Source organism: Streptomyces fuscigenes, assembly GCF_021556455.1.
GTDB classification, from domain to species: domain Bacteria; phylum Actinomycetota; class Actinomycetes; order Streptomycetales; family Streptomycetaceae; genus Streptomyces; species Streptomyces fuscigenes.
Genome location: NZ_JAKGCV010000192.1, coordinates 1 through 10,411, shown reverse-complemented (window position 1 = coordinate 10,411; position 10,411 = coordinate 1). Strand labels below are relative to the sequence as shown.

General features: G+C 72.3%; 7 protein-coding genes. 6 read left to right on the top strand and 1 reads right to left on the bottom strand.

Going from position 1 to position 10,411, the window contains the following annotated elements:
* Positions 1-248: 248 nt before the first annotated feature.
* The 4 genes from L1885_RS16575 to L1885_RS16560 all read left to right on the top strand — a co-directional run bounded on the left by L1885_RS16575 (position 249) and on the right by L1885_RS16560 (position 6,365).
* On the top strand, positions 249-1,730 hold the full coding sequence (locus L1885_RS16575; protein ID WP_268984164.1) for a class II fumarate hydratase: 1,482 nt from the start codon (positions 249-251) through the stop codon (positions 1,728-1,730).
* A gap of 9 nt (positions 1,731-1,739) precedes the next feature.
* Positions 1,740-2,426, top strand: a complete 687-nt coding sequence (fomD, locus tag L1885_RS16570) for a cytidylyl-2-hydroxypropylphosphonate hydrolase (RefSeq protein WP_235797892.1) — start codon at positions 1,740-1,742, stop codon at positions 2,424-2,426.
* A 238-nt stretch (positions 2,427-2,664) separates the two neighbouring features.
* Positions 2,665-4,572 carry a SpoIIE family protein phosphatase gene (locus L1885_RS16565; protein ID WP_235797891.1) on the top strand — a complete coding sequence of 636 codons (1,908 nt, stop codon included), beginning with the start codon at positions 2,665-2,667 and terminating at the stop codon, positions 4,570-4,572.
* A 326-nt stretch (positions 4,573-4,898) separates the two neighbouring features.
* Positions 4,899-6,365: a catalase gene (locus tag L1885_RS16560; RefSeq protein ID WP_235797890.1), complete on the top strand. Its 1,467-nt coding sequence runs from the start codon at positions 4,899-4,901 to the stop codon at positions 6,363-6,365.
* Positions 6,366-6,479: 114 nt separating this feature from the next.
* Here the strand turns inward: L1885_RS16560 and L1885_RS16555 are convergent, their stop codons facing one another.
* Complete coding sequence (locus tag L1885_RS16555; protein ID WP_235797889.1) at positions 6,480-8,843, bottom strand: transglycosylase domain-containing protein; 2,364 nt, start codon at positions 8,841-8,843, stop codon at positions 6,480-6,482.
* Between the two features lie 459 nt (positions 8,844-9,302).
* Between L1885_RS16555 and L1885_RS16550 the strand changes: the two genes are divergently transcribed.
* Complete coding sequence (locus L1885_RS16550) at positions 9,303-10,196, top strand: SPFH domain-containing protein (RefSeq protein ID WP_372481959.1); 894 nt, start codon at positions 9,303-9,305, stop codon at positions 10,194-10,196.
* Positions 10,193-10,411 (top strand): type II toxin-antitoxin system antitoxin (locus L1885_RS16545; RefSeq protein WP_235797888.1); only part of this gene is annotated, 219 nt, incomplete at its 3' end. The genes L1885_RS16550 and L1885_RS16545, both read left to right, overlap by 4 nt.

Sequence of the window (10,411 nt, the reverse complement as noted above, 5' to 3'; positions counted from 1 at the left end):
CCCGGTTCCCCCGGTCGGCCGTGCCGCCCGGCCGGTTTTTCGCCGCCGGGCCGGGACCGGCGGGCCCTGCCCACCGCGTCGTACGGGCAGCCGGCGGCCGCGGTCCGGTCGCCCCGCCGCCCGGCCCCAGGAGGCCCGGGCACGGCACGACCTTCGGGGCCGCCGCGGCCACCGCCGTTGTGAGACGCGTCCCGCGGGGAACACATCGGCGCGACCCCGACGCTGACGGTTGCAGGAGGTAGGACCGCATGACGAACGAGCAGACCGAGCAGAACCCGCACGACCCGCACTTCCCCCTCGACCCGGCCGCCCCGCACGTCCCCGCCGCCCCCGGCGGCACGGACGGCGCCGGATACCGCACCGAGCACGACTCGATGGGCGAGGTGCGGGTGCCCGCGCACGCCAAGTGGCGGGCCCAGACGCAGCGTGCCGTGGAGAACTTCCCCGTCTCCGGGCAGCACCTGGAGCGCGCGCACATCCGGGCCCTGGCGCAGATCAAGGCGGCGGCCGCCAAGGTCAACGCCGAACTGGGGGTCGTCGACCCGGACATCGCGGAGGCCGTGCGCTCGGCCGCGGAGGAGGTCGCCGAGGGCCGGTGGGACGAGCACTTCCCGATCGACGTGTTCCAGACGGGCTCCGGTACCTCCTCGAACATGAACACCAACGAGGTGCTCGCGACGCTCGCCTCCGAGCGCCTCGGCCGTCCCGTCCACCCGAACGACCACGTGAACGCCTCCCAGTCGTCGAACGACGTCTTCCCGTCGTCGATCCACGTGGCGGCGACGGCGGCCGTGACCCGGGACCTGGTCCCCGCGCTGGAGCATCTGGCCGCCTCGCTGGAGCGCAAGAGCGCCGAGTTCGCGGAGGTCGTGAAGTCGGGCCGTACGCACCTGATGGACGCGACGCCCGTGACCCTCGGACAGGAGTTCGGCGGGTACGCCGCACAGGTGCGATACGCGGTCGAACGGCTGAACGCCTCGCTCCCCCGGCTCGCCGAACTGCCGCTCGGCGGCACGGCCGTCGGCACGGGCATCAACACGCCCCCCGGGTTCTCCGCCGCGGTGATCGCCGAGGTCGCCCGGGTGACGGGACTGCCGCTGACCGAGGCCCGCGACCACTTCGAGGCGCAGGGCGCGCGGGACGGGCTGGTGGAGACGTCGGGCCAGCTGCGCACGCTCGCCGTGTCGCTCACGAAGATCGCCAACGACCTGCGCTGGATGTCGTCCGGGCCGCGCACGGGCCTCGCCGAGATCCGCCTGCCCGACCTCCAGCCGGGGTCCTCGATCATGCCGGGGAAGGTCAACCCGGTCGTCCCGGAGGCCGTCCTCCAGGTGGCCGCGCAGGTGGTGGGCAACGACGCGACGGTCGCGACGGCCGGCGCTGCGGGCAACTTCGAACTGAACGTGATGCTGCCGGTGATGGCGAAGAACCTGCTGGAGTCGGTGCGGCTCCTGGCGAACGTGACGCGGCTGCTGGCCGACCGCACGGTCGACGGGATCGAGGCCAACGCCGAACGCGCCCGCGCCTACGCGGAGTCGTCGCCGTCCGTGGTCACGCCGCTGAACAAGTACATCGGCTACGAGGAGGCCGCGAAGGTCGCCAAGAAGTCGCTGGCCGAGGAGAAGACCATCCGCGAGGTCGTCCTGGAGTCGGGCTACGTGGAGCGCGGCGACCTGACGCTGGAACAGCTGGACGAGGCGCTCGACGTCCTGCGCATGACCCGCCCGTAGGATCTGCTCATGACGGACAGGGACATCGCACCGCACGAGGAGCCCCGCTGGGCCCCCGGTACGCAGATCCTGTGGCGGTACCGGGAGAACGGGCAGGACCACATCCACATCTGCCGGCCGGTGACGGTCGTGCGCGACGACGCGGAGCTGCTGGCGCTGTGGCTGGCCTCCGGCACGACGTGCGTGCGTCCGGTCCTCGCGGACGGCCGGCTGCCGTACGAGGAGCCGCTCGCGACGCGCTACACCGCTCCGCGCGCGGTGCGCCTGTCCCCCTGGTCGGGGCCGGGGATCCTGATGCTGGCGCGGCCCGGCCAGCCGTGGTCCGTCTGGTTGTGGTGGGACGAGAGCTGGCGCTTCAAGAGCTGGTACGTCAATCTGGAGAGCCCTCACTCACGCTGGGAGGGCGGGATCGACTCCGAGGACCACTTCCTCGACATCGACGTCCGTCCCGACCGCTCCTGGGAGTGGCGGGACGAGGACGAGTTCGCGCAGGCTCAGCAGGACGGACTGATGGATGCGGACCAGGCCCGAGCGGTTTCGGCGGCGGGCCGTGACGCCCTCGCCTCGGTCGTGGCCTGGGGCTCGCCGTTCTCGGACGGCTGGGAGAACTGGCGGCCGGATCCGGCCTGGACCGTGCCCGATCTCCCGGCGGACTGGGACCGGACCGGGTCGGCGCGCCGAGTGCCCTCGGCGTGAGACCCTGGGCCGTGTCACAGGGTTGAAACGTAGGATCGTCGTCCGGACCAGGGCGCCCCAACGGGCCGTCCCGGCGTACGACCTGACCGTAAGTCATACGCAGCGGACGTGAGAAAGCCGAGTACCACAGGAGGGGGGCGGCGGACATGCTGAGCAGTGGACGCACCCTCTCCGCGTCAGGCCCCGCCCACCCGGCGGCGCCCTCGCACCATCGGCCCGGACGGACGGAATTCCACGCGTGACGGAGCACCCCACCTCCCACGAAGGCCGGCAGCCACTCGCAGCCAGGCCGCAGGAACGCACGAGGCCACGGCCCGGCGCACAGGGCGAGAGCGCCCCCGCGCCCGCCGTGGCGCCCCAGCGCCCCGGCCTCGACCCCGCGGTCGGGGCCCGGCGCGAGGGCGACATGCTGCGGTTCGTGGGTGCCGCGACGCGCAGAATCGCGCGCGGCATGGACCTCGACGAGATCGTGCTCGGCCTGTGCCGGGCGACGGTGCCGACGTTCGCCGACGCGATACTCGTCTACCTGCGCGACCCGCTGCCCGTGGGCGACGAGCGGCCGGTGTCGCCGTTCGTGCTGCGGCTGCGGCGCACGGACCGGCTGAGGCTGTCGGGCGAGGACGTCGAGGCGCTCAACGGCCTCCCCTCGCAACTGTCCGACATGGGCGAGTTGTCGGGCGTGCCGGCCACGAGCACCCTGCTGCTCGACCCGGCGAGCGACGTGCTGCCCGCGGCCGAGCTGTGCGAGGTCCGGATGGGCGGCGCGCTGGGCGAGGTGCTGCGCGGCGTGCGGCCCGTCTTCGGCGACTCCGGCACGGCGCGCGCGGCCCTGCCCGAACTCCTCGGCGAGGACCGCCTGCTGCCCAGCGGCCACCGGGTGGTGCTGGCGCCGCTGCGCGGGCGGCGGCGGGTGATCGGCGCGGCCGTCTTCCTGCGGCGGGCGGAGCGTGCCGCGTTCGACCCGAACGACCTGCTGGTGGCGGGGCAGCTCGCCACGCACACGGCGCTCGGCATCGACAAGGCGATGCTGTACGGCCGCGAGGCGTACATCGCGGACGAGCTGCAGCGCACGATGCTGCCGGAGAACCTGCCGCAGCCCACCGGCGTGCGGCTGGCGTCGCGCTACCTGCCGGCGGCCGAGACGGCCCGCGTCGGCGGCGACTGGTACGACGCGATCCCGCTGCCCGGCAGCCGGGTCGCGCTCGTAGTCGGCGACGTGATGGGCCACTCGATGACGTCGGCGGCCGTGATGGGCCAGTTCCGCACGACGGCCCAGACCCTCGCGGGGCTCGACCTGCCGCCGCAGGAGGTCCTGCACCACCTCGACGAGCAGGCGCTGCGGCTCGGCACCGACCGCATCGCGACCTGCATGTACGTGGTGTACGACCCGGTGTCGCACCGGATCACCATCGCGAACGCGGGGCACCCGCCGCCCATACTGCTCCACATGGGCGGGCGCGCGGAGGTCCTGAAGGTGCCGCCGGGCGCGCCGATCGGCGTCGGCGGGGTCGACTTCGAGGCGGTGGAGCTGGACGCGCCGTCGGGCGCGACGCTGCTGCTGTACACGGACGGCCTGGTCGAGTCGCGCCTGCGGGACGTGTGGACGGGCATCGAGCAGCTGCGGGAGCGCCTGGAGGCGACCTCGCGGCTGACCGGTCCTGACCACGCGCCGCCGCTGGAGGCGCTCTGCGACGACGTGCTGGACGTCCTCGGCCCCGGCGACCGGGACGACGACATCGCGCTGCTCGCGGCCCGCTTCGACGGGATCGCGCCGAGCGACGTCGCGTACTGGTTCCTGGAGCCGGAGCACGCGGCGCCGGGCCGGGCGCGGCGGCTGGCCCGCAAGGCGCTGTCGCGCTGGGGGCTGGAGGAGCTGAGCGACGCGGTCGAGCTGCTGATCAGCGAGGTCGTGACGAACGCGGTGCGCTACGCGGAGCGGCCGGTGACGCTGCGGCTGCTGCGCACGGACGTGCTGCGCTGCGAGGTCGGCGACGACTCGCCGCAGCTGCCGAGGCAGCGGCGGGCCCGGGACACGGACGAGGGCGGCCGCGGGCTGTTCCTCGTCAACCGTCTGGCACGGCGCTGGGGTGCGACCCGGCTGTCCACCGGCAAGGTCGTCTGGTTCGAGATCGCGACGGGGGCCTGAGGGCCTCCCCGGGCCCGCGGCGTCACCCGGCCGGGTGAGGCCGCGGGCACCCGCTCCCTCCGCGCGTACGCGGCGCGCATCCCCGTGCACGGCGGGTGCCGCGCGCCCGCGCCCGGCTCCCGAGCCCCCCGGGCCCGGACGGGCCCCAGGGCTGGACGGCGTCCAAGTGTTGCCGGAGGGGTGTACTGGAGGTTCACTGGGGCAGGCGGGTCCCGTGCCCGCCCGGGGACGCGCATCGCGAGCCCCGTGGGCGGACCGGTTCCGCAGCCATTGCCGGGGGCGGTCCCCGGACCCCCCGGGCCTTCTCGCACATGGGAGGCCACAAAGTGACAGAGTCACCCCCGAAGGCGCCGTTCACCACGAACAACGTCGGCATTCCGGTGGAGAGTGACGAGCACTCCCTCACCCTGGGCCCCGACGGTCCGATCCTGCTCCAGGACCACTACACCATCGAGAAGATGGCCCAGTTCAACCGTGAACGGGTGCCCGAACGCGTGGTCCACGCGAAGGGGTCCGGCGCGTACGGCTTCTTCGAGGTCACCAACGACGTCAGCCAGTTCACGAAGGCGGACCTCTTCCAGCCGGGCCGCCGCACGGAGATGCTGGCGCGGTTCTCCACGGTCGCGGGCGAGCAGGGCTCCCCCGACACGTGGCGCGACCCGCGCGGCTTCGCGCTGAAGTTCTACACCGACCACGGCAACTACGACCTGGTCGGCAACAACACGCCCGTCTTCTTCGTGCGCGACACGATCAAGTTCCAGGACTTCATCCACAGCCAGAAGCGGCACCCGGCGACCGGGCTGCGCAGCAACGACATGCAGTGGGACTTCTGGACGCTGTCGCCCGAGTCGGCCCACCAGGTCACCTGGCTGATGGGCGACCGCGGCATCCCGAGGACGTACCGGCACATGAACGGCTACGGCTCCCACACGTACATGTGGATCAACGGGGCCGGCGAGCGCTTCTGGGTCAAGTACCACTTCAAGACGGACCAGGGCATCGACTACCTGCCCCAGGCCGAGGCGGACGAGCTGGCGGGCCACGACGCCGACAAGCACCGGCGCGACCTGCACGAGTCGATCGCGTCGGGCAACGCGCCGAGCTGGTCGCTCAAGGTCCAGATCATGCCGTTCGACGACGCGGCGGACTACCGGTTCAACCCGTTCGACCTCACCAAGGTGTGGCCGCACGGCGACTACCCGCTGATCGACGTGGGCCGCATGGTGCTGGACCGCAACCCCGAGGACTTCTTCGTCCACATCGAGCAGGCCGCGTTCGAGCCGTCGAACATGGTGCCGGGCATCGGGCCTTCGCCGGACAAGATGCTGCTCGGGCGGCTGTTCTCGTACCCGGACACCCACCGGTACCGGATCGGCGCCAACTACACGCAGCTGCCGCCGAACCGGCCGCACGCGCCGGTGAACTCGTACAGCAGGGACGGGTCGATGCGGTACACGCCGTCGAACGCGTCGATGCCGTACGCCCCGAACTCCTACGGCGGCCCGGCCGCGGACTTCGGGAACCGTTTCGGCGACCCGGCGGGCTGGGCCGCGGCGGGCGAGATGGTGCGCGAGGCGTACACCCCGCACCGCGAGGACGACGACTTCGGCCAGCCCGGCACGATGGTCCGCGAAGTGCTCGACGACGCGCAGCGCGACCGGCTCGTCTCCAACGTGTCCGGCCATCTGCTCCAGGGCGTCACCAAGCCGGTGCTGGAGCGTGCGATCCAGTACTGGCGGAACATCGACGCGGGCGTCGGCGACCGAATCGCCAAGAAGGTCAACGGGGGCTGACGCCTCCTCCCCCGCGCCCGCGGTACGGGTGCGGCACGAGGGCCCCGGACGGCGCGCGTACGCGCCGTCCGGGGCCCTCGTCCGTCCGGTGCGGCCCGGTGCGGCCCGCCGGGCTCAGCGGTCCAGCAGCCCGTTGTTCTGCTCCTCCTGGCCGTTGTTGCCGTCCCCGGTGCCGGCGTCGCTGCCGGGCGGGAGGATCGGCGAGACCGGCGGGGACGGCGGCGTGGAGCCGGTCGGGGGCTCGCTCGCCGGCGGCGAGGACTGCCCGTCTCCGGGCGTCGTCTCCGGGGGCGGCGCGGGTTCGCTGTGCGTGGGCGACGGCGGCGGGCTGTCCGACGTCGAGGGCGAGTCCGAGACGCTCGGCGAGGAGCTGTCCGACGGGGAGAGCGTCGGGGACGGCGGCGGCGCCACGGCGGCACCCTGGTCGGTGTCCAGGTCGAACTTGCCCTGCGCGCCGTGGACCTTGTCCGCGTCGCCCATGTACTCGCCCCAGATCTGGGCCGGGTATCCGCCGCCGTTGACGCGTCCGCCCTGGGCGGTCAGGCCGCCGCTGCCGGTCAGCGGCACGTGTCCGTACTGCGGGAACTTCTTGCCCTCGACGCTCTCCGCCTTGGCGGCCTCGCCGAAGAGGCCCACGGAGGTGACCATGTCCGGGGTGAAGCCGGTGAACCAGGCCGACACGTCGTCGTCCGAGGTGCCGGTCTTGCCCGCGACCTGGAAGTTCTTGTTCTTCACGATGGAGCCCGTGCCCTGGTCGACCACGCCGGTCAGCACCGAGGTGACGGAGTCCGCGGTGTTGCGGGTGAGCACCTGCTGCCCGATCGGGTTCGGCAGGGCCACCTTCTCGCCCTGGTGCTCGGCGGATTTGAGGATGGTGGGCGTGACGAGCCTGCCGTGGTTGTCGAAGGTCGCGTACACGCCGGCCATCTGCATCGGGCTCGCGCCCATCGTGCCGAGCGTCTGGGACGGGTACGGCTTCTGGTCCTCCATGTCCATGCCCAGCTTGCCGCCGGTCTTGAGCACGTCCGACATGCCGACGTCGACGCCCATCTGCGCGAAGACCGAGTTGACCGAGTCGTCCATGGCCTTCTGGACGGTGATCGGGCCGTAGTTCGTGTGGTCCTCGTTCGTCGGCGCGAAGGCGATGTCGCTGCCCTTCACGGGCCGGCCGCTCGTGCCGTCGTAGACGGTGTTCGCGTCGATCGGCTTGCCGTCCTGGGTCTTTGCCGCGTTCTCCAGGGCGGTGGCGAAGATGACCGGCTTGAACGTGGACGCGGGCTGGTAGTCCTCGCGCGTCGCGTTGCTCGTCGCGTGCGTCATGTAGTCCTTGCCGCCGTACAGGGCGAGGATCCTGCCGGTCTTCGGGTCGACGGAGACGGCGCCCGCCTGGGCGTCCGCGTCGCGGGGCCGGTCCTTCGGCTCCAGCTTGGAGGTCAGCTGGTGCTTGACCGCGCTCTCCAGCTGGGCCTCCTTGGCCCGGTCGACGTTCAGCGTGATCGTCCAGCCGCCGGCGGCGACCCGGGCCTGCGCGTCGGAGGCCGACTCGCCCTGCCCCTCCAGGCGCTTCTCCAGCTCCTTGTTCGCCGCGTCGACGAGGTAGCCGGTCTGGCCGCCGAGGCCGGCCTGCGGCCGGGGCTTGATCGGCACGGGGAACTTCATGCCGGCGCGGTCCTGGGCGGACAGCCAGTGCATGGAGACCATGTTCTTCAGGACGTTGTTCCAGCGCGCCTTGACCAGCGCCTTGCCGGTGGGCGTCGCGACGGCCCAGTCGTACTGGCTCGGCGCCTGGAGCAGCGCGGCGAGGTACGCGCCCTGGTTGACGCTGAGCTGCGAGGCGTCGACGCCGTAGTAGGCCTGCGCCGCGGCCTGGATGCCGTACGCGTTGCGGCCGTAGTAGCTGGTGTTCATGTACCCGGCCAGGATGTCGCCCTTGGACTTGTTGCGGTCCACCTTGAGCGAGATGACCAGTTCCTTGAGCTTGCGGCTCGCCGTCTGGTCCTGGTTCAGGTAGTAGTTCTTCACGTACTGCTGGGTGATCGTCGAGCCGCCCTGCTTGCCGTGGCCGGTGACCGTGCTGAGGAGGGCGCGGGCGGTGCCTTTGAAGTCGACGCCGGAGTCCTGGTAGAAGGTCTTGTTCTCCAGCGCGACGAACGTGTGCTGGACGCCCTTGGGCACCTGGTCGAGCCCGACTATCTCGCGGTTGATCGCGCCGGTCCTGGCGAGGACCTTGCCGTCGCCGTACTCGTAGACGTTGCTCTGGCGCTCGGCGTCGGCGTTGGCCGCGGGCACCGACACGGACATGTACGCGAAGACGAAGCCCCCGATCACGATCACGGCGAGGCCGAGGAACGTTCCGAGGATCTTCTTCCAGGTGAAAAGGCGGCGTATGCCGCGTTTGGGGTTGCCGCCCGCGCGCCCGCCGCGGCCGGCCCGCCGCGCCGCCTGCTGCCGGGCGCGCCGCTCATCAGCTCGGCCCATCGGTGTGTCGCTCCGCTCTCAGGTCTCCGTACCGGTGCTTCGCGTCGAGGCCCCCGTCGCCGGAATCGGGTTGAACTTTGTGCAAATCAGCTCAGAAAACTAACACCGTGCCCTATGCCGCATGGGGGCCGATCCGGCTTCGGAGGGCGTGAGAAGAACCACCCCTCTCCACTGGAACCGACTCCGCGCAAGGACGAACGGTTGCCGGATGCGTTAATCTGATATCAGATTGCTAGACGACGGCGGGGGGCACGGCCCGGACGTGCCGGGGCCGCCCACGAAGGAAGACGGGGCAGCGAGATGGCTTCCAGCAGCGGAGATCCGGAGAACGGCCAGGGGCGCGAGCCGGAGCGGCCCGGTGACGGCCGGGCGTCCGGCCCGATGTCCGGCACGAGTGCGGCCCCCCGGGCGGCCGACGCGGGGAGCGGGCCGCAGGGCACCGCGCCCGACGTGCCGCAGATGCCGCACGCCCACGTCAGGGAGGTCACCGCGCACAGCATCAGCGGGGGCCTCGCGCTCCTGCTCGGGCTCCTCGGGCTGGTCGTCGGCGTGGCGCTGCTCGCCGTGGCCGCCGCGAGTGACGACACGGCCGTCAAGGGCGCGATGATCCCGGCCGGGATCGTGGTGATCATCGCGGCGTTCCTCGCGATGCGCGGGCTGAACATGGTGGCGCCCGGCGAGGCGCGGGTGGTGCAGCTGTTCGGCCGCTACCGCGGGACCATCCGCACCGACGGGCTGCGCTGGGTGAACCCGCTGACCACGCGGCGCCGCGTCTCCACCCGCGTGCGCAACAACGAGACGCCGGTGCTCAAGGTCAACGACGCCTACGGCAACCCGATCGAGCTTGCGGCCGTCGTGGTCTGGAAGGTGCGGGACACCGCGCAGGCGACGTTCGAGGTGGACGACTTCCAGGAGTTCGTCGCGACGCAGACCGAGGCCGCGGTGCGGCACATCGCGATCGAGTACCCGTACGACGCCCACGAGGTGGACGACCTGTCGCTGCGCGGCAACGCCGAGGAGATCACCGAGAAGCTCGTCGCGGAGCTCGCCGCCCGCGTGGACGCGGCGGGCGTGCAGGTCGTCGAGTCGCGCTTCACGCATCTGGCGTACGCCCCGGAGATCGCGTCCGCGATGCTCCAGCGGCAGCAGGCCGGCGCGGTCGTGGCGGCCCGGCGGGAGATCGTGGACGGCGCCGTCGGCATGGTCGAGGCCGCGCTGCGGCGGCTGCGCCAGGAGGACATCGTCACGCTCGACGAGGAGCGGCAGGCGGCGATGGTGTCGAACCTGCTCGTCGTGCTGTGCGGGGACCGCGCCGCCCAGCCCATCGTCAATACGGGCACCCTGTACCAGTGACGGACGGCAGCCCCCGCCGGGGCGCGGAGCGCAAACAGGTGCTGCTGCGCCTCGACCCGGCGGTGTACGACGCGCTGGCCCGCTGGGCCTCGGACGAGTTGCGCAGCGCCAACGCCCAGATCGAGTACCTGCTGCGGCGCGCCCTCGCCGACGCGGGCCGGCTCCCCGGGGCGGCGCGCCCGATCCCGCCCCGGGGCCGGCCCCGGCGCCGCTCG